General features: G+C 73.5%; 14 protein-coding genes and 1 pseudogene. 2 read left to right on the top strand and 13 right to left on the bottom strand.

From position 1 onward, the window contains the following. The first annotated feature begins 220 nt into the window (after nt 1-220). Complete coding sequence (locus AC07A4_RS32905) at nt 221-2752, top strand: polysaccharide lyase family 8 super-sandwich domain-containing protein (RefSeq protein WP_478605819.1); 2532 nt, start codon at nt 221-223, stop codon at nt 2750-2752. Nucleotides 2753-2776: 24 nt separating this feature from the next. Here the strand turns inward: AC07A4_RS32905 and AC07A4_RS32900 are convergent. The 9 genes and pseudogenes from AC07A4_RS32900 to AC07A4_RS32860 form a co-directional block, all read right to left on the bottom strand. Beyond that, nucleotides 2777-9136: pseudogene (locus AC07A4_RS32900) on the bottom strand (amino acid adenylation domain-containing protein); the annotation flags it as partial. 340 nt (nt 9137-9476) lie between these two features. Beyond that, nucleotides 9477-10415, bottom strand: coding sequence for an amidohydrolase family protein (locus AC07A4_RS32895; protein WP_478605817.1), 939 nt, complete (start codon nt 10413-10415; stop codon nt 9477-9479). Then, nucleotides 10412-10672, bottom strand: a complete 261-nt coding sequence (locus AC07A4_RS32890) for a hypothetical protein (protein ID WP_478605814.1) — start codon at nt 10670-10672, stop codon at nt 10412-10414. Before AC07A4_RS32890 ends, AC07A4_RS32895 begins: the two co-directional genes overlap by 4 nt. Beyond that, nucleotides 10669-11763, bottom strand: coding sequence for an amidohydrolase family protein (locus AC07A4_RS32885; RefSeq protein ID WP_478605812.1), 1095 nt, complete (start codon nt 11761-11763; stop codon nt 10669-10671). The genes AC07A4_RS32890 and AC07A4_RS32885 overlap by 4 nt, the downstream gene beginning before the upstream one ends. Further along, on the bottom strand, nt 11763-13262 hold the full coding sequence (locus tag AC07A4_RS32880; RefSeq protein ID WP_478606248.1) for an AMP-binding protein: 1500 nt from the start codon (nt 13260-13262) through the stop codon (nt 11763-11765). Before AC07A4_RS32880 ends, AC07A4_RS32885 begins: the two co-directional genes overlap by 1 nt. A 2-nt stretch (nt 13263-13264) precedes the next feature. Then, entirely contained in the window at nt 13265-15013 is a 1749-nt protein-coding gene (locus tag AC07A4_RS32875; RefSeq protein ID WP_478605809.1) for an aspartate aminotransferase family protein, read from the bottom strand. Further along, nucleotides 14985-15641: a GNAT family N-acetyltransferase gene (locus AC07A4_RS32870; protein WP_478605807.1), complete on the bottom strand. Its 657-nt coding sequence runs from the start codon at nt 15639-15641 to the stop codon at nt 14985-14987. The genes AC07A4_RS32875 and AC07A4_RS32870 overlap by 29 nt, the downstream gene beginning before the upstream one ends. Continuing rightward, nucleotides 15638-16615, bottom strand: a complete 978-nt coding sequence (locus AC07A4_RS32865) for a fatty acid desaturase family protein (RefSeq protein ID WP_478605805.1) — start codon at nt 16613-16615, stop codon at nt 15638-15640. The genes AC07A4_RS32870 and AC07A4_RS32865 overlap by 4 nt, the downstream gene beginning before the upstream one ends. A 189-nt stretch (nt 16616-16804) precedes the next feature. Then, on the bottom strand, nt 16805-18127 hold the full coding sequence (locus AC07A4_RS32860; protein ID WP_478605802.1) for a condensation domain-containing protein: 1323 nt from the start codon (nt 18125-18127) through the stop codon (nt 16805-16807). 456 nt (nt 18128-18583) lie between these two features. On the opposite strand from AC07A4_RS32860, the gene AC07A4_RS32855 reads away from it, so the two are divergent. Further along, nucleotides 18584-19813 (top strand): MFS transporter, encoded by a 1230-nt coding sequence (locus AC07A4_RS32855; RefSeq protein WP_478605799.1) that lies wholly within the window; start codon nt 18584-18586, stop codon nt 19811-19813. Between the two features lie 87 nt (nt 19814-19900). Here the strand turns inward: AC07A4_RS32855 and AC07A4_RS32850 are convergent, their stop codons facing one another. The 4 genes from AC07A4_RS32850 to AC07A4_RS32835 are packed head-to-tail and all read right to left on the bottom strand — an operon-like array spanning nt 19901 to nt 24879. Further along, the gene (locus tag AC07A4_RS32850; protein WP_478605797.1) at nt 19901-21151 is read right to left on the bottom strand and encodes an XdhC family protein; all 1251 of its coding nucleotides are present in this window, start codon (nt 21149-21151) and stop codon (nt 19901-19903) included. Continuing rightward, the gene (locus AC07A4_RS32845) at nt 21144-23312 is read right to left on the bottom strand and encodes a xanthine dehydrogenase family protein molybdopterin-binding subunit (protein WP_478605794.1); all 2169 of its coding nucleotides are present in this window, start codon (nt 23310-23312) and stop codon (nt 21144-21146) included. Before AC07A4_RS32845 ends, AC07A4_RS32850 begins: the two co-directional genes overlap by 8 nt. Beyond that, a complete protein-coding gene (locus AC07A4_RS32840; protein WP_478605791.1) occupies nt 23309-24301 on the bottom strand; it encodes an FAD binding domain-containing protein in 993 nt (330 codons plus the stop codon). Before AC07A4_RS32840 ends, AC07A4_RS32845 begins: the two co-directional genes overlap by 4 nt. Then, a complete protein-coding gene (locus AC07A4_RS32835; RefSeq protein WP_478605788.1) occupies nt 24298-24879 on the bottom strand; it encodes a 2Fe-2S iron-sulfur cluster-binding protein in 582 nt (193 codons plus the stop codon). Before AC07A4_RS32835 ends, AC07A4_RS32840 begins: the two co-directional genes overlap by 4 nt. Between the last annotated feature and the right edge of the window lie 153 nt (nt 24880-25032).

Raw genomic sequence — 25032 nt, 5'->3', positions numbered from 1 at the left:
CGGGAGCGAAGGGGGGCGGGGGCACCGGTCAGTGTGGCCGGGGCGCGCGGGCGCGGCGGGGCACGGGGCCGGTGACGCGCCGGGATTGGTGCGGACGGTGCAGCCGGGGCACTCCCGCCGGGACGCGTCCGCCGCCCGGCGCGCGCGGACCCTTGCCCGCGCCCCGCCCCTCTGCTTGACTCCGCCCGCCGAGAAGGCCATCCCCCTCGCGGAGGACCCCATGGACCTCACCCGCAGACGTCTGCTCTCCGCCCTCGCCGCCGCCGGGCTGCTGACCGTGCTGCCCTCGCGGCAGGCGACCGCCGCCGACCGGGAGCGGCTGCTCGCCAACGTGGTCGCCGTGTTCGCCGGCACGGCGGCCGTCAACGCCCGCCCCGAGGTCGCCGCCAAGCTCGCCGCCGTCGAGAGCGCCGCCCGCACCAACCTGAGGGCCATGGACGCGGCGGGCGCCGGTGAACTCTTCGACGGACTGCCGCTCGGCACGGACGAGGCGCACCTCAACACCGCGTTCCGCAAGCTGTACGAGATCGCGCTCGCCACCCGGACACCCGGCCTCCCCTCCCCCGGCCTGTACGGGAACGAGGCCGTGCGGCGGCGCGTCGTCGACGGCCTGGTGTGGCTGCACGAGCGGTACTACGGCGACCAGGCCAGGGGCTACTACGGCAACTGGTTCCACTGGGAGATCGGGATCTCCCAGCACGTCAGCAAGACGCTGGTGCTGCTCGCCGACACGGTGGCCGCCCACCGCCCCGGCCTGCTGCGCACGTACGTCGCCTCCATGGACGCGTATCTGCGCAACGGCACGAACGGGGACGTGAACCTGGACTCCCGGTTCCACACCGGGGCCAACCTCGCGGACATCACCACCAACCGCGTGCTGCAGGGCGTGCTGCTCGGCGACGACGCGCGGGTGCGCAAGGCGCTCACCGACCAGCTGACGGTGTTCGCGACCGTCGACCCCTACGACCTCAAGCACGGGGTCACGGACGGCTATTACGCCGACGGATCGTTCATCCAGCACGCGTCGGTGGCCTACACCGGGTCGTACGGCAAGGGTCTGCTGACGCGCGTCGTGCAGACCTTGAAGTTCCTCGAAGGAACGGGGTTCGCGCACGGCGAGGAGCTGGTGCCGGTCGTCCTTGGGTGGGTGCGGGACGGCTTCGCCCCGGTGGTCTTCGAGGGCTGGATGATGGAGATCGTCAAGGGGCGCGCGGTGTCCCGCACGGACTCCGGCTACACGGACGTGGGGGTCGTCGTCGAGGCCGTCGTCGACCTCGCCTCGCTGGCGCGCGGCGCCGACGCGACGGCTCTGAAGGGGTATGTGAAGCACGTGCGGGAGACGTCCCGCGTCGCGCTCGACCCCGGCCGGTTCGTGTCCCCGGTGAGCGTCGTGCGCTACGCGGACATCCTCGCCGACGCGTCCGTCCCCGCCGCCGACCTCAATCCGGCCGCGCGCAGCGTCGCCTTCAACGCCATGGACAAGACCGTGCACCGCAGGCCCGGTTACGCCTTCGCCGTCGCCCGCAGTTCGGAGCGGATCAGCAAGTACGAGTACATGAACGGCGAGAACCTGATGCCGTGGTTCCAGGGCGAGGGCGCCCACTACCTGTATCTGTCCGGGCAGGACCAGACGCAGGCGTTCGGCGTCGACTACTTCACCGTTGTGGCGCCCTACGGCCTCGCCGGGGTCACGGCGCCGGTCGAGCACCGGCGGACCGTGCCCGAGCTGTACGGCAAGCCGTACTACGACAACCCCGGCCATCCGCTGCGGTTCACGTCGTCGTCCGAGTCGCAGAACACGTACGTGTACTTCCCGCGCGGGACGAATCGTTTCTCGGGCGGTGCCGTGCTCGGGGCGTACGGCGCCGCCGGGATGACGCTGTCCAGCGATGTCGCCCATCGCGACCGGGCGCTGCTGCCCGAGGACTTCGTGACGTACCGCAACGCGTCGGCCGCCAAGTCGTGGTTCCTGTTCGACGAGGAGGTCGTGGTCCTCGCTGCGGGCGTACGGGACGCGGCCGGGCGGGCTCTCACCACGACCGTGGACACGCGGATCGCCGACCCGGACGGCGAGGTCTCCCTCACGGGGGCGCTGCGCGACGGACGCCCCTGGAGCGGCACGGGGGTGGGCGCGCTGTCCTGGCTGCGCTTCGCCGACCGCGCACGGGGCGCGGCGGTGGGGTACGTGTTCCTGGACGCGCCCCCGGTGCGGGTCGCCCTGGACCGGGTCACCCGCAGCCGCCGCGCGGTGCGCACGGCGAACCCGGACACCGCCGTGACCCGTCAGGTGTTCGCCGTGCGCGTGGAGCAGGAGGCCGGTGCCGCGCCGGTGCGGCTCGCGTATGCCCTGGTGCCCCACGCCCGCGAGGACCGGCTCACGGCGTACGACGCGGTGCGGGTCATCGCCAACTCGCCGCGCGTCCAGGCGGTGACGCACGCCGGGCTCGGTCTGACGGCCGTGAACACCTTCGTGCCCGGGCGGCACGACGTCGGGCGTGGCCTGCGGGTCGAGGGGGCCGCTTCCGTCCTGGTGCGGGCGCCCGGGCGGCGCGGCGGCGGGCGGACCGCGCTCGCCGTGTCCGATCCGACGATGGCCAGGGACAGCGTCGGCGTGCTGCTGCGCGGCCGGACGCTGCGCCCCGTCGACGCGGACGACGGGGTGCGGGTGCGGGCGGTGCCGGGCGGGACCCGGATCGACGTCGACACCCGCCGCGCGTACGGGCGCAGCTTCACGGTCACGCTGCGCCCGTGACGGGTGCCGTCGCGGGGCCCCCGGTCAGCGGCGCGCCCCCTCGCTGTCCAGGCGTGCGGCGAGCGCGGCGACGGTGGGGGCCTCGAACACGGCCCGGATGCCGAGCTCCACGTCCAGGGCCGCGCGGATGCGGGTGACGAGCTTGACGGCGAGCAGGGAGTGCCCGCCGACGTCGAAGAAGCTGTCGTCGACGCCGATGTCCGCACGGTCCAGGGCTTCGGCGAACAGCGCGCACAGGGCCGCCTCGGTGGGGGTGCGCGGGGCTTGCCCCGCGGACGGCGCGGCCGTCTCGTCGGGCGCGGGCAGGGCCCGCCGGTCCAGCTTGCCGCTGGGGTTCAGCGGCAGCTGTGCCAGCGGCACGAACACCGACGGGATCATGTACTCGGGCAGGGAGCGGGCCAGATGGGCGCGCAGTTCGGCGGCGTCGGGGACGCCGGGCGCCTCGGGGGCGGGGACGCAGTACGCCACCAGGCGGGCGTCGCCGGGCCGGTCCTCGCGGACGGCCGCCGCGGCCCGGGCGAGGCCTGGGTGGGCGGCGAGCGCGGACTCCACCTCGCCGAGCTCGATGCGGAAGCCCCGCAGCTTGACCTGGTCGTCGGCGCGGCCGAGGTAGTCCAGGGCGCCGTCGGCGCGGCGGCGGACCACGTCGCCGGTGCGGTACATCCGCTCACCGGGCCCCCCGAACGGGTCGGGCACGAACCGGTCGGCGGTCAGACCGGGGCGGCCGAGGTAGCCGCGGGCGAGACCGGCCCCCGCGACGTACAGCTCGCCGGTCACGCCCACCGGCACGGCCTGGAGGTGCGCGTCGAGGACGTACGCGCGGGTGTTGCGGACGACGCGGCCGATGGGCGGGGCGGACGTGTCGGCGGCGTCGGGGAACGCGGCGGTGCTGTAGACGGTCGCCTCGGTGGGGCCGTAGAGGTTGCCGACGCGCGCCCCGGGCACGGCGGCGCGGACCTCGGCGAGGGTGTGCGAGGTCAGCGCCTCGCCGCCGAGCGCGACGACGTCGGCCCGCAGCCGGACGTCGTGCCTGGCGACGAGGTGCGAAAGGGCCGAGGGCACGGCGCAGATGAGGCTGCCCGACCACTGTCCGCCCGCGTCCTCGGCGAGCGCGAGCACATCGGCGAAGACGTCGAGGCGGCCGCCCGTGAGCAGCGGCGCGAAGACCTCGAAGACGGCCACGTCGAAGGTGGCGGGCGTGGCGGCGAGCACCTTGGCGAGCCGCTCGGGGCCCAGCTCCTCGCGGCCCCACAGCACGAGGTCCACGACGTTGGCGTGCGGGACCACGACGCCCTTGGGGCGGCCGGTCGAGCCCGAGGTGTAGAGCACGTACGCGGCGTTGGCGGGGGTGAGGGGGGCCGTCCGGTCGCGGTCGGTGGGGTCGGTGGTGTCGGGGTACGCGCCCGGTTCGCCGTCCAGGAGCACGCGGGGCACGGAGTCCGGCAGCGGGCAGGTCGTGTCGGCGGTGGTCACCACGCAGGCGGGGGCGGCGTCGGCGAGCATGTAGGCGATGCGGTCGGCGGGGTGGCGCAGTTCGATCGGCAGATAGGCGGCGCCGGACTTCAGGACGGCGAGGAGCGCCACGATCAGGTCGGCGGAGCGCGGCAGGGCCAGGGCGACGAGGTCTTCGGTGCCGGTGCCCGCGGCGATGAGCCGGTGCGCGAGCCGGTTCGCCCGCGCGTTCAGCTCCGCGTACGAAAGGCGGATTCCGCCGTGGACGACGGCGATGGCGTCCGGGGTCAGGGCGGCCTGCCGCTCGAACATCTCCGGCACGGTGACGGGCGGCACGGGCCGCGCGGTGTCGTTCCACTCCTCGATCAGCAGGCGCCGCTCCTTGGCGCTGAGCACGTCCAGGCGCCCGATCGGCGTGTGCGGGGCGTCGGCGGCCGCGCTCAGGAGCCGGGCGAGGCGGGTGGCGAGGGTGCCCACGGCCTCGGGCTCGAACAGGTCGGTGCTGTACTCCAGGAAGCCGGTGAGGCCCGCGGGCCGCCCGTCGGGGGTGAGGCGTTCCTCGACGTTCAGGAGCAGGTCGAAGCGGGCCGAACCGGGGTGCAGCAGCCCGGTGGTGACGTCGAGCCCCGGGGTCCTGAGGCGGGGCGCGGGCGCGTTCTGCAGGACGAGCGAGACCTGGAAGAGCGGGTGGCGGCCGATCGCGCGGGGCGGGTTGAGCTCGTCCACCAGGTGCTCGAAGGGCACGTCCTGGTGGTCGTACGCGCTCAGGGCCACGTCGCGCACGCGGTGCAGCAGGTCGCGGAAGGTGGGGTTGCCGGAGGTGTCGTTGCGGATGACGAGGGTGTTGACGAAGAAGCCGACCGAGCGGTCGAGCCCCTGGTCGGTGCGGCCCGCGATCGGCGAGCCGATGGGGATGTCGTGTCCGGCGCCGAGCCGCGTGAGCAGCGTCGCGAGCCCGGCCTGCAGGACCATGAACAGGCTGGTCCCGGTCTCCTGGGCGAGCGTGGCGAGGCGCCGGTGCAGCTCGGCGTCCCAGGCCACGGAGAGCGTCTCGCCGCCGTAGGTCGGCTCGGCGGGGCGGGGGCGGGCGGAGGGCAGGTCCACCTGGCCGGGCAGACCGGCGAGTTGGCGGCGCCAGTAGGCGAGCTGGCGGGCGAGCGGGCTCGACGGGTCGGCGGCGTCACCGAGCACGTCGCGCTGCCACAGGGAGTAGTCCGCGTACTGGACGGCGTCGGCGGCGCCTGACGCCGTTCCGCCGCCGTCTTCGCGGCCCGCCGCGCGCGCCTCGTACGCCGCCATCAGGTCCTCGGCGATCGGCGCGAACGACCAGCCGTCGCAGGCGATGTGGTGGACGAGGAGCAGCAGCACGTGCTCGCGGGCACCGACGCGGAACAGGTGGGCCCGTACGGGAATCTCGCCCGCCAGGTCGAAGGGGTGGGCGCTGGCCGCGGTGAGCAGTCCCGCCAGGTCCGCCTCGGGCGTGTCCGTCACCTCCAGCGGGGGGCGCGCCCGCTCCGGGGCGAGCACGCGCTGGTAGGGCTCGCCGTCGCGGTCGGGGAAGACGGTGCGCAGGGACTCGTGGCGGGCGACGAGGTCGGCGACGGCGGCGCGCAGCGCGGGCACGTCGAGCGCGCCGGTGAACCGCAGCGTCCAGGGGACGTTGTAGGCGCGGCTGCCGCCTTCGAGGCGGTGCAGGAACCACAGGCGGCGCTGGGCGAAGGACAGCGGCAGCGGGTCGGGCCGCGCACCGGCGCGCAGCGCGGGCCGGGCGGGGGCCGCGTCCGGCGCCGGGGCGAGCGCGCGGGCGAGGGCGGCGACGGTGGGGTGCTCGAAGAGGGTGCGCACGGCGAGCTCCGCGCCGAGCCTGGCGCGGACCCGGGCGGCGAGCCGCGTGGCGAGCAGGGAGTGGCCGCCGAGCGCGAAGAAGTCGTCGTCGACGCCGACGCCGTCCACGCCGAGGACCTCGGCGAACAGGGCGCACAGCACGCCTTCGCGCTCGGTGCGCGGGGCCCGGGTGGACTGGGCCTCGACGACCGGGGCGGGCAGGGCCCGCCGGTCCAGCTTGCCGTTGACGGTCAGCGGAAGGCGCTCCAGGAGCACCACCGCCGACGGCAGCATGTAGTCGGGCAGCCGCTCACGCAGATGGGCGCGCAGGTCGGCGGGGAGGCGGCCGCCGCGCCGGGCGGCGCCGGGGCTGGAGGCGTGGGCGAGCGGGTCGCCGGGCGCGGTGTCCGGTGCGTACGGCTCGTCGTGTTCGGGGGCGCCGGTGCCGGTGTCGCCGGGGGTGCCCCTGAGCCGTACGAACAGCGCGTCCACGGCGTCCACGGCCGTCGCGGCGGGGGTGACCGCGACGCGGTAGCCGAGGCGCTCGCCGAGCGCGTACAGGTCCTCGGGGTCGACGCCGCCGGGGGCGGCCGCGAGGGCGCGGTGGGCGTCGGCGACGGTGGCGCCGTTGTCGAACGCCCGGGCCGCCGCTGCCTCTTGGGCGGTGCGGGCGTTGGGGACGCCGAGCAGCCGGAGCCGGTCGGGGGCGTGCTCCTCCAGGTGGGCGGCGAGGGCGCCGGTGCCGGGCAGGTCCTCGCCGAAGCGCAGCCGGGGACCGGTCGCGGGGGCCCGGGTGGCGGGCGCCTTGTGCAGGACGGCGTCGTAGCGGTAGCGGGTCATCTCGTTGTGGAACCGGCCGCGCCGCACCTGGACGTCCACCGCGCCGACGGCCTCGGCGCGGGCCGCGAAGGCGTGGAAGAAGTCCGGGGCGAGCAGCAGTTCCTCCTCGCGGACCAGGGCGCGCTCCACGGCGCGGCGGACCGTGGCGGGGTCCGCGTCGGGGGCGGCGCGGCGCAGGTGCGCGGCGGTGCCGAAGGGCCGCAGGGAGCGCAGGTCGCGGACGTCGCCGACGAACACGGCGCCGCCCGGCGCGGTGTGGTCGAGGGCGCGGTCAAGGACGTCCATGAGGTAGGCGGCGCTGGGGAAGTACTGGGCCACGGAGTTGACGACGACCACGTCGAAGTGGCCGCGCGGAAGACCGGTGCTGTCGTGCGCGGCCTGGTGGCGAAGGCGCACCCGGCGGGCGAGGCCGGGCCGGGCGGCGACCTCCTCACCGAGCGCCGCCACGGCCCGCGCGGAGACGTCCGTGCCCACGTACTCCTCGCAGTCCGGGGCGAGCCGGGACAGGAGCAGTCCGGTGCCCACGCCGATCTCCAGGACACGGCGGGGCCGCAGCGCGCGCAGGCGCCGCACGGTGGTGTCACGCCACTCGCGCATGTGCTCGGCCGGGATGGGCCGCCGGTCGGTGTAGCTGTCGTACCAGGTGGCGAAGTTCTCGCCGAATCCGGGGAGTTGGTCCGCGCCCTGGCCGGGCCCGGCATCCGCGTCGGCCGTGGCCGCGTCGGCGGCCACGGTGGCGACGGCAGCGGCAGCGGCAGCGGCAGCGGCAGCGGCAGCGGCAGCGGCGGCATCGGCGTACTGGGCGTCGAAGACCTTCTCCCAGTCCCGGACCTGCCGCGCGGCCGCCGCGCCCTCGTCCGCCCCCGCCCGGTTCTCCGGGACGACGTACGCGACCAGGCGCTTGTCGCCGGGGGTGTCCTCGCGGGCGACGACGGCGGCCTGCCGCGCGGCCGGGTGGGTCAGGAGCGCGGCCTCGATCTCGCCGGGCTCGATGCGGAAGCCGCGGATCTTGATCTGCTGGTCGGCGCGGCCGATGAACTCCAGCTCGCCCCGCTCGCTCCAGCGGACCACGTCGCCGCTGCGGTACATCCGGCTGCCGGGCGGCCCGAAGGGGTCGGCCACGAACCGCTGGGCGGTCAGCTCCGGGCGGCCGAGATAGCCGCGCGTCACGCCGGGCCCGGCGACGTACAGCTCCCCCGCCGCTCCGGGCGGCGCCGGGCGCAGCGCCTCGTCGAGGACGTACAGGGACAGGTCGCGGATGCCGACGCCGACGCGGCTGGCGGCACCGGGGGCCGCGTCCGGGGCGGTGAGCCGGGTGATCGTGGTGTGGACGGTGGTCTCGGTGATGCCGTACATGTTCACCAGGACCGGGGCGTCGTCGCGGTGCCGCTCGTACCAGGGCGCGAGCCTGCCGAAGTCGAGGGCCTCGCCCGCGAACACCACCAGGCGCAGGGCGAGTTCACCGCCGGGTGCCCCGGAGCGGTCGGCCTCCATCAGCGGGTAGAAGGCCGATGGCGTCTGGCTGAGCACCGTCACGCGCTCCGTGGCGAGCAGCGCCCGGAAGCGCTCGGGGGTGCGGCTCGTCTCGTACGGTACGACCACGAGCCTGCCGCCGTGCAGCAGCGCGCCCCAGATCTCCCACACCGAGACGTCGAAGGCGTACGAGTGGAAGAGGCTCCACACGTCGTGCTCGTCGAAGCGGAACTCGTCGGCCGTCGCGGTGAACAGGCGGATGACGTTCAGGTGCGAGACCGCCACGCCCTTGGGGCGGCCGGTGGACCCGGACGTGTAGATGACGTAGGCGGTGTTCTCGGGGCCGAGGGGCGCGAGACGGTCGCGGGGCCCTGGGTCGGTCGCGGGGCGGACGGCGAGCTCCTCGGCGGTGCCCCGGGCGGACAGGACCAGGCGCGGCAGCTCGGCGGCGACGTCCATCGGGTCCTGGCTGAGCAACAGCACGGGGCGGGCGTCGGCGAGCGTCCGCTCGATCCGCCCCGCCGGGTGGTCCAGGTCGAGCGGCAGGTATCCGGCGCCCGTCTTCAGGACGGCGAGTACCGCGACGACGGCGTCCACGGACCGCGGCAGGGCCAGGGCGACGAGCTGTTCGGGGCCCGCGCCCCGGGCGAGCAGGGCGTGCGCGAGCCGGTTGGCGCGCGCGTTCAGGGCGGCGTAGTCGAGCCGCTCGTCACCGCAGGTCAGGGCCGTGCGGTGGGGGTGCTTGGCCACCTGGGCCGCGAACAGGTCCACGAGCGTGGCGGACGTCCCGATGGGTGGGAGCGTCCGCGTCCTGTGGTCGGTGAAAGCGCTGTCCGATCCGGTGATAGCCATTGTCCAGCCCCTTGGTTCGTCCGCTCGACGCTGTCGCGCGCCGCCGTCCCTGACGGCGCTCGTGCCGTTCCTGACCGCGCTCGTGCCGTTCTTGGCCGCGCTCGTGCCACTGATGCCGCTGATGCGCTGATGCGCTGATGCGCTGATGCCGTTCATGCCGCTGCTGACCGCTCCGCTCATGCGCCCGCCGCATGACCTACCGGCCTACTGACCTACTCACCTACTGGCCTGCCGACCCGCCGAAGGCCCCGCCGGTCCGCTGATGTGCGCCGCTCGCCGTGCCTCACCCGGCCGGGCGGCTGCCCGGCGCCAGGACGCGCAGCAGGTTCTCGCGCAGCAGCAGGTCCCGGTCCTTCGCGGACACCCCCGCGAAGACCGTCGGCCCTTCGACGACCTCGGAGATCAGGCCCTTGAGCCCGCCGTTGAGGCGGCCGAGCGGCCAGTCCGTACCGAATACGATCTTGTGGTTGACGCCGAGCCGGAACAGCCGGTTCAGGTGCTCGGGCCAGGAGGACAGGCTCGGCGCGCTCGCGAACCCGCCCGTGTCCAGATAGACGTTGGGCCGGTACGCCGCCAGGTACGCGCAGGTCTCGACGTGGGTGAGGCCGCCGTGCCCGAGGACGAAGTCCACCGCGGGGAAGTCCCGCGCCGCGCGGTCGACGTTCATCGGGTGCGCGGGCTCGTAGTCGAGGCTGCGGGCGGTCGGCCCCGTGTGCACGAACACCGGCAGCGAACGGGCCGCGCAGATCTCGTAGTACGGGTACATGCCGGGATCCGACGGCGAGTAGCCGCACGGCGGGTACAGCTTCACGCCGTCCAGGCCGTAGGCGTCGACCATCCGCTCGAAGGCGCGCACGCCCTCGGGACCCCGGCGCGGGTCGACCCCGATGTAGACCCAGAAGCGTCCGGGGTGGCGCAGCCGGATCTCGTGGTGGTGCCGGGCCGCCTCCTCGGGCGTCGCCGTGCCCTCCATCCGCAGGCCGAAGTCGGGCACGAGCAGCACGGCCCGCTCCACCCCCGCCGCGTCCATCTCGCTGACGAGGCCGTCGGCGAGGTGGTCCTCGTGCTGGGCCGCGAGCCCCGCCACGACCCTGCCGTGCGACGGCGCCGCGTTCATGGCGCCGAGGCGGCAGCACAGGTTGCTCGCCACGTCCTCCACGAAGCGCCGCGGGATGAAGCGGCTTGACGCCACGTGGCAGTGGCCGTCGAAGATCCCGGTCATCCGACGCAGTGCTTGATCAGGCCGCGGATGCTGACCCCGTGGTGGGGGTCGAAGGTGGCGAAGTCGAACTCGGCGTCGGCCTGTTCCTCCAGGTACGAGATGAGGCCGACGACGGCCATGGAGTCGAGGAGTCCGGTGTGGCTGAGGTTGGTCACCGGCGTGATCAGGGACGCGCCCTCGTCGTCCACATCTCCCTCGATCCACCGCTCCACCCATTCGACCAGCTGCTGCTCCAGCTCTGCGACATCCGTGCTCATGCCCTGCCTCCCCGGTCCGTGACGCTGCTGTCTTCCTTGGTGCCTTTAGTGCCCTTGGTGCTGTTGTCGCTCTTGGTGCTGTCGTTGCTCATGGAGCTGTCGTTGTTCTTGGTGCTGTCGTTGTTCTTGGTGCTGTCGTTGCCCTTGGTGTCCCCGCCGACCAGCCGCAGGGCGTTCCCGCCGAGGATCATGCGGCGGTCCGCCTCCCTCAGCCCGGCCACCGCGGGCCGCCCCTTGGCGAACTCCGCGACCAGCGCGGGCAGCGACTCCGAGAGCCGGTAGGAGGGCCAGCACGTGCCGAAGAGGATCTTGTGGGAGACGCCGAGGCGGAACAGCCGGTTCAGATGGGCCTGCCAGCCGTCGGCGGCGAGGGCCGCGTGGAACTGGCTGATGTCGAGGTACACGTTGGGCCGGTGCGCGCACAGGTACGTGGCCTCCTCGACGTGGGTGACCCCGCCATGCCCGAGGATGAAGTTCACCCCGGGGAAGTCCCGTGCGGCCTCGTCGATCAGCAGCGGCGTCCCGTAGGAGAACTCCAGCTGCCCCCAGCCGGGCCCCGTGTGGCTGAGGACGGGCAGGCCGTGGCCCGCGCAGATCTCGAAGTACGGGTAGAGACGCCGGTCGCTGGGCGAGTAGCCGCACAGCGGGTACAGCTTCAGGCCCGCGAAGCCGTACTCGGTGACGCACCGCTCGAACAGGTCGACGCCGTCCTGGCCGCCGCGCGGGTCCACCCCCCAGAACACCCGGAAGCGGCCCGCGTGCCGACGGTTCACCTGGTCCAGATGGGCGGCGAGTTCCGGCGGCGTGAGCGCGCACCGCGCCACGTGCGAGTAGTCCGGCACCACCAGGAACGCCTCGTCGACCCCGGCCTCGTCCAGCTCGGCGACGAGCCGGTCCGCGTCGTCGTCCTGGTGCAGGGAAAGGACCCGGTCCAGCATGCGGGTGCGCTTGGTGGCGTGGCCGTAGGCGGTCACGCGGTGGTGCGCGTTGTCCGCCTGGTACTCCAGGAACGCCCGGGGGATGGCCAGTTGGCTGCCGAGCTGCACCTGGGCGTCCACGATCGGGGGCGCGCCGGTGGCGGCCGGGGCCATCAGCGCCCCGCCCCGGCGTCGGTGCCCGCCACGGCCTCGGCGAAGTGGGCGGCGGCGCGGGCCCGGCTGAGCTTCAGGTTCGCGGTCATGAAGGACGCGTCGGAGCGCAGCGGGGTGGCGGAGAAGACCAGGGACATCACGCGCTCGTGCGGGTCGAGGGCGGCGTTGACCGCCTCCACGCCCTTCTCGATGGCGGCGCGCAGCGCGGTGTCCCCGGGGTCGCTCGGGGTCACGATGGCGCCGAGCCGCCCGGACTGCGGCGTGGGGACCACGATGATCTCCGAGACGCCCTCGACCCCGGCGAAGGCGGCCTCGATCTCGGCGGGGTGGACCTTGCGGCCGCTGCCGAGCGCGATGACGTCCTTCTTGCGTCCGATCAGGGTCAGGAAGCCGTCCTCGTCGAGGCGGCCGTAGTCGCCGGTGAGGATGGTGCCGTCGGGTTGGAAGATCTCGGCGGCCGTGTCGTCGCCGTCGGTGAAGAAGTAGCCGCGGCCGAGCGGGGCGGGCCGGTTGATGAGGACCTCGCCGTCGTCGAGGAAGGTCACGGCCTCCGGGTCGATGAGGCGCCCCACGGTGCCGACGCGGTGGTCGCCGGGGGTGTTCCAGGCGACCATGCCGGTCTCGGTGAGGCCGTAGGCCTCCAGGAGTGCGATGTCCCGCTCCCAGAAGCCGTCCAGGGTCTCGCGGCGGATCGGCGCCATGCCCGTGATCATGAAGCGGACGCGGCCGCCGAGGAAGTCGGCGAGCGAGGCGCCGCCGCCGGACTTCACATGGAGCTGGAGCAGCGTGTCGTAGAACACCGGCGGCCCGATCAGGAACGTCGGGCTCTCCTTGCGCACGGCCTGGAAGACCCGCTGGTAGGGGGCGAGCACCAGGTCCGCGCCCAGCCACAGGCACACGTAGACGGACAGCCGCTGCTGGAAGTTGGGGAGCGGCAGGAAGATCAGGTGCCGGTCCCGCTCGGTGATGTCGAAGGCCTCGATGAAGCGGTTGATGACGTACTCGGTGCCCTTGGCGCTGATCTCCAGGCCCTTGAGGCGTCCTGAGGTCCCCGAGGAGTAGACGAGGCTGTGCACGTCGGCGGTCTCGACGACGGTGGCCGTGGGCGGGACGACCGCCGCGCCGGGGAGCGAGTCGGGCCGTACGACGGCCGGGTGCTCCGCGGGGACGGGCTCGTCCGCGATCAGCAGGGCGAGGCCGTGCTCGGCGAGGAAGGCAGCGGGGTCGGGGATCTCCGTGGAGTCGGCGAACGCCTTCAGGCGCGCTCCGGCGGCGAGGGCCGCGAGGTCCCAGGCGATCCAGTCGAGGCTGTTGGCCGCGCGGATGCCGATGAGGTGGCCGGGGCGCACGCCCGCGGCGGCGAGGGCTTCGGCCCGGGTGCGCGCGAGGGCCGTGAGCTCGCTCTGGGTGAGTTCGCGGCGCTTGCCCTTGACGTCGATCTCGATGACGCGGGCGGTGGTGTGGGTGTGGGAGCGGTCCAGAAGGCCCGCGAGGTTCATGGTCACCGGTCGGCCGACTTCCTTTTCGGGTGCGGTGTCTGGTCGGGGTCGGCCGCCGCCTTCAGGGCGGCGTCCAGGGCGGGCAGGAGGTCGGCGAGGCGCGCGCCCGCCAGGAATCCGACGCGGCCGCCGAGCATGTCCTCGTACGCGCCGCTGTCGGTGTCCCAGGCGATGTCGACCTGAAGGAGGCTGCCGTCGCCGTCCGCTTCGACCCGCGCGCGGCGGTCCAGGGAGTGCCACAGCCAGCCGGGTTCGGCGGTAAGCCGGACGCCGTCGTCGAGGAGCTCAGCCCGGTCCGCCCAGACCACGGCGTCGTCGCCGAGCCGCCCGGCGAACTCCTCGGTGCGGCCCGCCGGTGCCGTCGCCTCGGGGTCCGCGGCGAACGGGTCGAGGAGCCGCGGCCGCGCGTGCAGCAGGTCGAGGACGCGCTCGGGCGGGTGCGGCAGGCGGACGGCGCGGGTCACCGGGGACAGCTCGGCCGTCGGCTCGCCCTCGCCGCGGGCGGCCCGGGTGCGGCGGTGCTCGTCGACCTCGGCGAGGATGCCCTCGAGGACGGACAGGCCGTGGTCGAGGTCCTCCGGGGAGATCACCATGGGCGGCTGCACGCGCAGGACGTTCGCGTGGTACAGCGAGTAGGTGGAGGTGACGCCCTCCTCCAGGAGCCGCCCGAGGACGAGCCCCGCGGTGGCGCCGTCGGTGAACTCCAGGCCGTGCATCATGCCGAGGCCGCGGTGTTCGGCGATGAGGCCGGGGTAGCGGGCGGCCGCGGCGGTGAGCCGGGCGTCGATCCGCGCCGCGCGTTCCTTGACGCCGGTCAGGAACGCCTCGTCGGAGGCGATCGCGAGGGATTCGAGGCCCACGCGGCACGACAGCGGGTTGCCGCCGAGGCTGGAGCCGAAGGTGGAGGGCAGCACGCGCAGGACCTCCCAGACCGCCGCGGTGCCAAGGACCGCGGACAGCGGCAGGACGCCACCGCCGAAGGCCTTGCCCACGCACACCAGGTCGGGGATGACGCCGAACTGCTCGTACGCGAAGAACGTGCCGCAGCGGCCGAACGCCGTCTGCATCTCGTCCAGGATCAGCAGCGCGCCCGCCTCGGTGCACAGCCTGCGCACCTCCTGGAGGTAGCCGGGCGGCGGCACGATCACGCCCGCCTCGGCCTGCACGGGTTCCAGGAGCACGGCGGCGACGGTGTCGTCGAGGGCGGCGGCGAGCTCGTCCAGGTCCCCGAAGGCGACCTGCTGGAAGTGCTCCATGAACGGGCCGAGCAGCTCCCGGTGTTCGGGCCGGTCGGAGGCGCTGAGCGTGGCGAACGTCTTGCCGTGGAAGCAGCCGCGGGCGCTGATCACGCCGGGGCGGCCGGTCGCGGCGCGGGCCAGCTTCAGCGCGTTGTCGATGGTCTCGCCGCCGCCGTTGGCGAGGTACGAGTACGGCAGGCGGCCGCCGGTGGCCTCGGCGAGCCGCTCCGAGAGCCGGATCTGCACCTCCTCGAACATGATCTTCGTGCTGTTGAGGACGCCGGTGTCGAGCTGCTCGCGCACCGCGGCGACGATCCGGGGGTGGGAGTAGCCGAAGGACTGGTTGCCGTACTGGTCGAACAGGGCGAGGTGGGAGGTCCCCTCGCCGTCCAGGACCCGGCTGCCCGCGCCCACGCCCTGGACGCCGCAGCCCATGACGAACGCCATCTTGGCGTAGGCCGGGTGGTTGTGGGCCGCCTTCGTCTCAGCGAGGCGTTGCCGCTGTGTCCGCATGGCCCGCCTCCTCTCGCGTGTAGGTGTCGTAGTCGCCGAAGAAGTACTGCAGGAGCCGGCTCTTCTTGCCCTCGGGGGTGCGGGCCCGGCGCACCGCCTCCGTGACGTCGAGCGCGGCGACGAGACTGAGCGGCGAGCCCTTGAACCGGGTGTCCTCATAGGGCTCGTGGAGCGCGAAGAAGCCGATTTCCTTGTAGAAGCCCCTGAGGCCTTCGGAGTCGTCCACGAAGAAGTCGCCGAGGATGTGCGTCATGTCGTGCTTCCTGGCGCTGTGGACGACGGCCTCGCGCATGAGGGCCATGCCTATTTCGCGGTGCCGCACTTCGGGCAGGGTCATCAAGTGCCCGAATTCCACGAGGCGGTGGCCCTTACGGAGTTCCGAGATGTCCACGGTGTCGTCGCAGGGCAGTCCGGCCGCCGAGTCGGGCACGACCTTGACGGTGCCGACCGGCTGCCCGTCGGCGTATCCCACGATGTACTCGGCGTACGCGTCGAAGCGGTCGAAGGTCGCGGCGGTGTCCCCGGCATCGGCGAGTCTGCCCTGGTCGGAGACGTATACGGCGTCACGAAGGCGCAGGACGTCGGCCTTGTCCGCCGCGGTCCTCGCCACCCGGAAGTCCACGGTCACCTGCTGCTCCTCTCGGCGGCCTGGCCGCGGACGAACGTGCTGAAGTACGCGATGTAGCCGCGGTGGAAGTACTTGATGCGGTCATGGACCTCGGTGTGAAGGACCGGCAGCCGCTCCAGCGGCAGGTTCGGCATCAGATGGTGTTCGACGTGGTAGTTGTTGCCGTTGGTGAACCACGTCAGGAGGCGGTTGGAGCGAATCGTCCGGGTGTTGGCGAACGGGTCGCGGTTGAGCGTTTCGCAGCCGTGGTGCTCCGGCAGTTCGATGAGGGCGTGCACCGGGCCCGCGACGAGCACGAGCGGGATCAGCCACACCCACAGGATCAGCGCCGAGCCCAGGGCCAGGGAAAGGCCGCCGAGGCCGAGAAGCGCGCCGAGCGCGAGGAAGTGGTCGCGCCGGATGCGGCGTGAGACGCGTACGCTCTCGCCGCTGAATTCCCGCCCCGCCAGGGAGCGTCCGAGGTTCGCCACGAACAGCGCGTAGTGGTGGACCATCGTGAAGCGCACCGCCCAGTCCACGCCCCTGCGGAACGTGGAGCGCCGCTCGGTGCCGTACTGGTCGCCGTAGTCGAAGAATTCCCGGTTCATCGGCGTGCCGAGGTCGCGGTGGTGACGCATGTGCGCCGCTTTGTAGGCCGCGAAGGAAATCAGCATCGGCAGGCCGAGGATCACCCCGGTGACGGTGTTCGCGCGGCGGCTGCGATAGGCGAGATTGTGCAGGGTCTCGTGCTGGAGCTCGGCGGCGTGCGCGAGCATGCAGCCGATCAGTACGACTCCGGTGGCGCGCCACCACCATTCGGGCTGCACCACCGCGACCACACCGATCGCGGTGAGAGTCGCGCAGAGCGCGAGTTTGAGGGAGAACACCCACCCCCGGGGTTCGGTGCGCAGGTGTTTCAGTGCTGCTCTGAGTTCGGTGGCCTCCTGCGGATTCTTCGTGGCCGGGTCGACGGCGTCGTCCGCTGTCAGATCCATCGTCTTCCCTCGTTATTCCCGTAGCTGTCCCAGTGGCGTTTCCCGGTCGCGGGCGCGGGCGTGCCGCGCCGCACGGCGCGTGCGGTGGCGCATGGGGGCATGACGGCACGGCGGCATTCCGTCGGCCGGTGGGACGACGGGCGCATGGCGCTGCCGCGCGTTGTTACGTGTGCTGTCGCCTACTGTTGCTCAGTTGCCGAGGTCGCCCACCGCGGTGTGCGGCGCGGCCTTCTCGACGGCGTCAAGGAGGCCGAGCAGAGCGTCCTGGTGCCGTTCCGTTTCCTGGGCGCTGTAGAGCTCGGGATGGGCGTCCAGGATGACTTCCGTGGTGCCGTCGGCGGAGGTCTGGAAGAAGTACACGGTCATATCGACGGTGAGCGGGATCGACGTGGTGCGCAGGGACCCCTGTGCCCCAGCGAAGTCCAGTTCGTAGTCGAACCGCATCACGTTGACCATGGGTCCCCACAGCCGGGTGCCGCCGCCGTTCTCCGCGATTTCCCTGGAGATCTCGGCGGTGGGATAGCGGGAGTGCAGCAGGACTTCTCTGATCTCCCGCGAGGTCCGCCGCGCGAAGTCCACGAGCGGGGCCGTGGGGTCCACGGTGAGGCGCAGCGGCAGGATGTTCATGGTCATGCCGGGGACGGTGCGCACCTGCGGGCTGAGCCGCCCGCCGGTCGGCAGGCCGAGCAGCAGCTCGCCGGACCCGGTGGCCCGCGCCACATGGACCGCCATGACGCTGACGGCCAGATCGGACCAGGTCACGCCCAGCTCTCCGGCCGCGTGCTCCAGGCGTCCGACGCGGTCGGGGGTGAGCTCGGCGGTGCGCCGCCGGGCCACGGCGACGCCGCCCGTGCGCCCCGAAGGGCTGACCGGCTCGGGGTGGTCGGCCAGCTTCCGCAGCCAGTGCGCGCGGTCGCGCGCGTGGCTCTTGCTCGCGCGGTAGGCGGCCTCGGTGTCCACCAGGCGTGCGTACGGCGGAAATCCGCCGTCGCCCGGGGAGTTCCCCTGGGCGAGCGCCGTATAGACCGCCGCGGTGCGGTTGAAGATGAGCGCGAGGCTGTAGCCGTCGACGACGGCGTGGTGCACCCGCCGGTAGAGGAGGTAATGGTCGTCGGCCACTTTGACGAGGGCCGCCGTGCACAACTGCTCGGGGTCGACGGGCCGTTGGGCCTCGGTTTCCATCCAGGCGCGCGCGGCCGTATCCGGGGTGGCTTCCCCGCTCAGGTCCACTCGGCGCAAGGGTGCTGTCGCGGCCCTCGGGAACTGCCGGTGCTCGCCGTCGACGGTCCGCACGGCGAGGCGCAGGGCCTCGGCTTCCCGTTCGACGTGTTCATGCGCGGCGTCCATCAGCTCGGGATCGATTCGGCCGCGAATGTCAAGGTGGTCGCAAATGCAGTAAACAGGGTTGTTTAAGTCTTCCAACTGGGCGAGCCAAGTGCGCAACTGTGTGGCGAGCAAGGGGAAATCTGTTCTTTCGCCATTAAGCAACGTTCGCTCCTTGCGGGGACACATGCTTAAATCGACGCCACCATACGGGCGCCACGAACTCAATTCCTTTGTCGTGCATACCCATGAGGTGGGGAAACAGTGCGAAGACTGGGAGACGGTGGGGGGTTTGATGGAAGATTGGTGGGGGGTTTGGTGGGGGCGCTGATCAACAGGTGCAGCCTACAGCTCACTTGATCGAACGTCCATACCCCTAGCGTGACGCAGGGCCAGGTCACGGAATGCAAGCATCCGGCCTGCCGCTTACTGATCCGCCAATCCCGCCCTTAGCGGCAAATCAATCAGCCAAATCGACCTGCTTCGGCCACACTTCGCCGGTCAGCGTCTACGCTGGCCTGCGGCTGTTCTGCCGGATCTTCTCCTCTCCGTGCCCAAACCCGGTACCGCGAGCCAGTTGAAGCGAGAACAGCCAGAACGCGGACTGCCGCCCTTTTGTGTACGCACGGTGAACGTGGAGGATGGATGGCGACGGAGAAGACGGTGAACCGACGCGGTGTGGCCGTGGTCGGCGCGCTCATGCTGGGCGCGTTCGCGTTCAACACCACGGAGAATCTGCCGATCGGCATCCTCAAGCTGATGTCGGACGACCTGGATAAGTCGCTGTCCGCCATCGGTCTGCTGGTGTCCGGCTACGGCCTCACCGTCGCCGTCATCTCGGTGCCGATCGCCCAGGTGACCCGCTCGGTGCCGCGCCGCCTCGTCCTCTGCGCCCTGCTGGCCGCGCTGTTGCTCGCGAGCGTGGTGGCCGCCCTTGTCTCCTCGTACTGGGTGCTGATGGCCAGCCGTCTGGTCACGGCGGTGGCCCAGGCGCTGTTCTGGGCGGTCATGGGGCCGGTCGCGGTGGGGATGTTCCCGCCGCACGTGCGCGGGCGCGTCATCGGAGCGCTGTCCGTGGGCGGTTCGGCCGCGCTGGTCCTCGGCGTGCCCGGCGGCACCTGGCTCGGCCAGCACACCAGCTGGCAGGTGCCGTTCCTGGTGGTGGGCGCGCTCGCGATCCCCGCGATGGTGGTGATCGCCACGGCCCTGCCGACGTCACCGCCGGAGGAGGGGCACGCGGTGCGCGGCGTGGCGCCGGACAGGCGCCGGTTCGCGGTGGTCCTGATCGTCACGGCGCTCACGGTCACGGGCGTGTTCGCCGGGTACACCTACGTCTCGGAGTTCCTCGTGGACGAGAGCGGGTTCTCCGAGTCCTCGGTGAGCACGCTGCTGCTCGTCCTCGGCGTCACGGGCATCGTCGGCGTCGCCGTGTACGGGCGGCTCCTGGACCGCTTCCCGCGCGCCACGCTCACCCTGCCGGTGGCGACGCAGGCGGTGGCGCTGCTCGGCCTGTACGCGGCGGGCGACTCGCGGGCCGTGGCCGTCGTCATGATCGTGTTCCTCGGGGCGTCCCTCGGCCCGATCTTCATGGCCACGCAGAGCCAGGTCATGCACTTCGCGCCGGGCCGCACGGAGACGGCCGTCGCGGCGAACAGCGCCGCCTACAACGCCGGGGTGGCCGCGGGCGCCCTCGCGGGCAGCCTGCTGCTCCCCCACATCGGCGTCGAGGGCACGTTCCTCGTGGGCGGCCTGATGACGGTGGCGGCGCTGCTGCTGCTCGTGGAGGAGCAGTTCCTGCCCTTCGGGCACGGGGAGCGGGGGGCGCGGGCGCCGCAGGAGGCGCCTCAGGGCGACGACGTGTGCGCCAAGTCGTGAGCTCCGGCGGGCGCGGGGCCGCCGGGGCTCGCTGAAGGGTGTCTCACCGCCGAGGCGCGGGGGCGCGGCGGCGCGCGGCCAGGTGCGTCAGGCGCCCGCCGCCACCGTCCGCGCCCCCGCCACGGCTGCCGCCCCCGCCGCCTCGTCCCGGTGGATCGGCACGCGGCCGCCCGTGAGCGACGCCCCGGTGCCGCCGCGCCGCGTCGCCACGATCTCGGCGGCGATGGACACGGCGGTCTCCTCGGGGGTGCGCGCACCGAGGTCGAGCCCGATCGGCGAGTGCAGCAGGGCCAGTTCAGCCTCGGTGACGCCCACCGCGCGCAGCCGCCGCGCACGGTCGTCGTGGGTGCGCCGCGAGCCCATCGCACCGACGAACGCGAGGGGCAGGCGCAGCGCCACCTCCAGGACGGGCACGTCGAACTTGGCGTCGTGCGTGAGCACGCACACCACCGTGCGGGCGTCCGTGCCGGTGCGCCGCAGATAGCGGTGCGGCCAGTCGACCACGACCTCGTCGGCGTCGGGGAAGCGGGCCCGGGTGGCGAACACCGCACGGGCGTCGCACACCGTCACGTGGTAGCCGAGCAGCTTGCCCGCGCGGACCAGGGCCGCCGCGAAGTCCACGGCACCGAACACGATCATGCGCGGGGGCGGCACGCGCGACTCGACGAGCAGCGTCACCCCGCCCGGGCAGCGCGAACCGTCCTCGGACACCTCGACGGTGCCGGTGCGGCCCGCCTCGAGCAGCGCGCGGGCCTCAGCCACGGCCGTACGCTCCAGGTCCGGGGCGGGAAGGGGCACGTCCGTGCCCGTACGGTCCGTATGACCCGTACGGTACGAGCCCTGGTCCGGGACGACCGGGATGCCCGAGTCGCCGCCGAACCCGCCGACGTACGAGCCGTCGCCGCGCACCAGCAGGGACCGGCCAAGGAGGTGTTCAGGACCCCGGGCCACCCGGACGAGCGCGGTGGGCTCGCCGCGGGCGGCCGCGCCGAGCGCCTCGACGACCGGCTCCCGGTCCGGGGCGTCCACGGGGACCGGCACCACCAGGACCTGGAGGGTGCCGCCGCAGGTGAGTCCGGTGGCGAAGGCGTCCTCGTCGCTGTAGCCGAACTCCTCGACCACCGGGCGGCCTTCGTCCAGGGCGCGCTGGCACAGGTCGTACACCGCGCCTTCCACGCAGCCGCCGGAGACGGAGCCGATGGCCGTGCCCGCGCTGTCGACGGCCAGGGCGGCGCCGGGGCCGCGCGGGGCGCTGCCGCCGACGGCGACGACGGTCGCGACGGCGAAGGACCGCCCCTCATCGGCCCAGCGCAGCAGCTCGTCGGCGAGGTCAAGCACGCCCGGTCCCGTCCACCGCGCCGCCCGGCCGCGTCGCCGGGGCGCCCGCGAGCAGCACCCGGTCCGGGCGGATCGGCAGGTCACGGTGGCGCACGCCGGTCGCGTGCCACACGGCGTTGGCGATCGCCGCGGCGACGCCGACGATGCCGATCTCACCGAGGCCCTTGATCCCGACCGGGTCGTCCGCGTCGACGTCCTCCACCCAGTCCGCCTCGATGGGCGGCACGTCGGCGTGCGCGGCGAAGTGGTAGCCCGCGAGGTCGGCGCCGACGGGGGTGCCCGATGGCCTGTCCCGCGCGGCCTCCTCGTGCAGCGCCATCGACAGGCCCCACGTCATGCCGCCGACGAGCTGGCTGCGCGCGGTCAGCGGGTTGACGATGCGGCCCGCGGCGAAGACGCCGAGCATCCTGCGCACGCGCACCTCGCCGGTGGCCGTGTCCACGGCGACCTCGGCGAACTGCGCGCCGAAGGAGTGGCGTTCCTTCTTCGCCAGGGCCTTGATGGCCTCGGTGGTGTCGGAGCGCACGGTGATGCCCTCCGGCGGCACGGCGCCGCCGAGGGCCAGGCGCTCGCGCAGCTCGCGGGCGGCGAGGGCGACGGCCCAGCCCCAGGAGCGCGTGCCCATGGAGCCGCCCGCGAGCCAGGCCATGCCGTAGTCGCTGTCCGCGATGCGCACGCGCACCTGTCCCGGAGTCACCTCCAGGGCGTCGGCGGCGATCTGCGTCAGCGCCGTCCGGGCCCCGGTGCCGACGTCCGCCGCGGTGATCCGCACGGTGAAGGTGCCGTCGGCCTCCGCGGTCAGGGCCGCCGTGGAGGGCGCGGCCCCGGCGGAGTACGTGGCCGAGGCCATGCCGGTGCCAAGGAGCCAGCGCCCCTCGCGGCGGACGCCGGGGCGCGGGTCGCGCTCGGCCCAGCCGAAGCGGCGGGCGCCCTCGCGGAAGCAGGCCAGGAGGTTGCGGCTGCCGAACGGCAGGCCGGAGACGGGGCCGACGGCCGGTTCGTTGCGCTCGCGCAGGGCGATCGGGTCGATGCCGCACCGCTCGGCGAGCTCGTCCAGGGCGCACTCCAGGGCGAACGAGCCCGGCGCCTCGCCGGGCGCGCGCATCCACGTCGGCGTGGGCACGTCCAGCGGCACCAGGCGGTTGACGGAGTGGTGGGCGTCGCAGGCGTACATCACTCGTCCGAACAGGGCGCTGCCCTCGACGAACTCGAACAGCTTCGACGTCACGCTGTGTGCCTCGTGCCCGAGGGCCCGCAGCCGTCCGTCGGGGTCGGCGCCGAGGCGCACCCGCTGGGTGGTGGCGCTGCGGTAGCCGATCACCGAGAACATCTGGCGGCGCGTCAGGACGACGCGGACGGGCCGGTCAAGGACCGTGGCCGCCATCGCCGCGGCCACCTGGTGCGGCCGTACGCCCTTGGAGCCGAAGGCGCCGCCGACGTGCTCGGACCGCACCCGCACCGATGCCAGGTCGAGCGAGAACAGCTGGGCGAGCTCCTCGGCCACCCATCGGCTGCCCTGGTTGGAGTCGACGACTTCGAGCCTGCCGCCGTCCCAGCGGGCCGTCGCCGCGTGCGGCTCCATCGGGTTGTGGTGCTCTTCGGGGGTGGTGTAGCGCTGGTCAAGCACGACGGCGGACGCGGCGAGTTCGGCCTCCAGGTCGCCCTTCTCGGCCTCGTTGGGCGCGCCGAGGACGCTCTGGGGCGTGTACGTGTCCGGGTGGTCGGTGCGGAAGCCGATGTCGTGCGCCTCGGTCTCGTACCGCACCTGGAGCGCTTCCGCGGCCTCCCTGGCCTGCTCGGAGGTCTCGGCGACGACGAGGGCGACGGGCCAGCCCGCGTACGGTACGCGGTCGTGCTGGAAGAGGCCGACGACGGGGTCGGGCGGCCCGAGCGTGCCCGCGTAACCGGCGTTGACGCGCGGCGCGTTGCCGTGGTGCACGACGGCGAGCACGCCCGGCATCCGCAGCGCGGGCCCGCTCTCCACGGCGAGCACGCGGCCGCGGGCGACGGTGGAGAGCACCAGCCAGCCGTGGGCGAGCTCACCGAAGGGGATCTCGCTCGCGTAGCGCGCGGCGCCGGTGACCTTCTCCCGGCCCTCGACGCGCGTGTGGCTGGTGCCGACGGCGGCGGTGACGCCCGTAGCGCTGGTGGCGGTGGTCATCGGCCCGCCTCCTCGGCGAGTTCGGTCAGGACGGCGGTCATGAGGTTGCGGGTCAAGGTCACCTTGTAGGCGTTGTCGGGCAGGGGGGCCGCGGCCGCCAGTTCGGCGTCCGCGGCGGCGGCGAACGCCTCCGCGTCCGCCCGCTTCCCGAGCAGCGCACGCTCGGCGGCGCGGGCCCGCCAGGGCCGGGACGCCACCGCGCCGAGGGCGATCCTGACGTCGCGCACGACTCCGTCCCGCACGTCCAGGGCCGCGGCGAGCGAGCCGATCGCGAAGGCGTACGAGGCGCGTTCGCGCACCTTGCGGTAGCGGGAGCGCGCGGCGACGGGGGCGGGCGGCAGGGTGACGCCGGTGATCAGGGCGCCGGTCGGCAGCGCGGTCTCCTCGTGGGGCGTGTCGCCGACCGGAAGATAGAACTCCGTGAGCGGCGACTCGCCGGGCCCGTCGAGGGTTTCGTACGTGACCACCGCGTCGAAGGCGGTGAGCGCGACGCCCATGTCCGAGGGGTGCACGGCCACGCAGTGCTCGGTGGCGCCGAGGATCGCGTGGTTGCGGTGCTCGCCGCGCACGGCGGCGCAGCCGCTGCCGGGCGTCCGCTTGTTGCAGGGCCGCGCCAGGTCGGTGAAGTAGGCGCAGCGGGTGCGCTGGAGGAGGTTGCCGCCCACCGTGGCCATGTTCCGCAGCTGGCCGGAGGCGCCGGCGAGGACCGCCTGGGACAGCGCCGGGTAGCGGTCGCGGACGTGGAGGTCGGCGGCGAGGTCGCTGTTGGTGACGGTGGCGCCGATGCGCAGGCCGCCGTCGGGGGTCGCCTCGATCCGGTCCAGGGGCAGCTCGGTGACGTCGACGAGCCGCTCGGGGCGCTCCACGCCGAGCTTCATCAGGTCGACGAGGTTGGTGCCGCCCGCGAGGAAGCGGGTCGCGCCGTCGGCGCCGTGCAGGGCGAGCGCGCCGGAGACGTCCGGTGCGCGCAGATACCCGAACTCCCTCACGCCACGGCCTCCTTGGCACCGTCGTCGGCTCGCTCCGCCTGGGCCGTGGCCGCCGCGCGCTCGACCGCCTTGACGATCGACACATAGGCGCCGCACCGGCACAGGTTGCCGCTCATGCGCTCCTGGATCTCCTCGGCGGTCAGCCGCGGGGCGCCCGCCTCGGGCCGCACGTCGGCGGTGGCGGCGCTGGGCCAGCCCGCCGCGTGCTCGTCGAGGACGGCGAGCGCCGAGCAGATCTGCCCGGGCGTGCAGTACCCGCACTGGAAGCCGTCGAGGTCGAGGAAGGCCTGCTGCACCGGGTGCAGCCGGTCGCCGTCGGCGACGCCTTCGATGGTGGTGACGGCGCGCCCTTCGGCGGCCACGGCGAGCTGGAGGCAGGAGACGGCCCTGCGGTCGTCGATCAGCACGGTGCAGGCGCCGCACTGGCCCTGGTCGCAGCCCTTCTTCGTGCCGGTCAGACCGAGGCGTTCGCGCAGCGCGTCGAGCAGCGTGGTGCGGTGGTCGACGGGCAGGGTGTGCTTCTCTCCGTTCACGTGCAGCGTGATGACGCTGGAGGTCGGCGGCGGGAGTGGGGCCATGGTCAAGCCTTCTTTCGCGGACACGGGTGCGCGCGCCGGGTGCGCGCTCCGTGACGTACGGGATGCGTGGCGAGGGAGTGGCGTGGTGCGCGGCCAGGAGGGGCCGCGGGGTGGCTTCCGGGAGAGTGCGCGATCGCTGCTGGTGGGGCCTGC

This window comes from Streptomyces sp. NPDC043996 (assembly GCF_056435225.1).
This window is presented reverse-complemented; position numbering and strand designations above follow the sequence as displayed.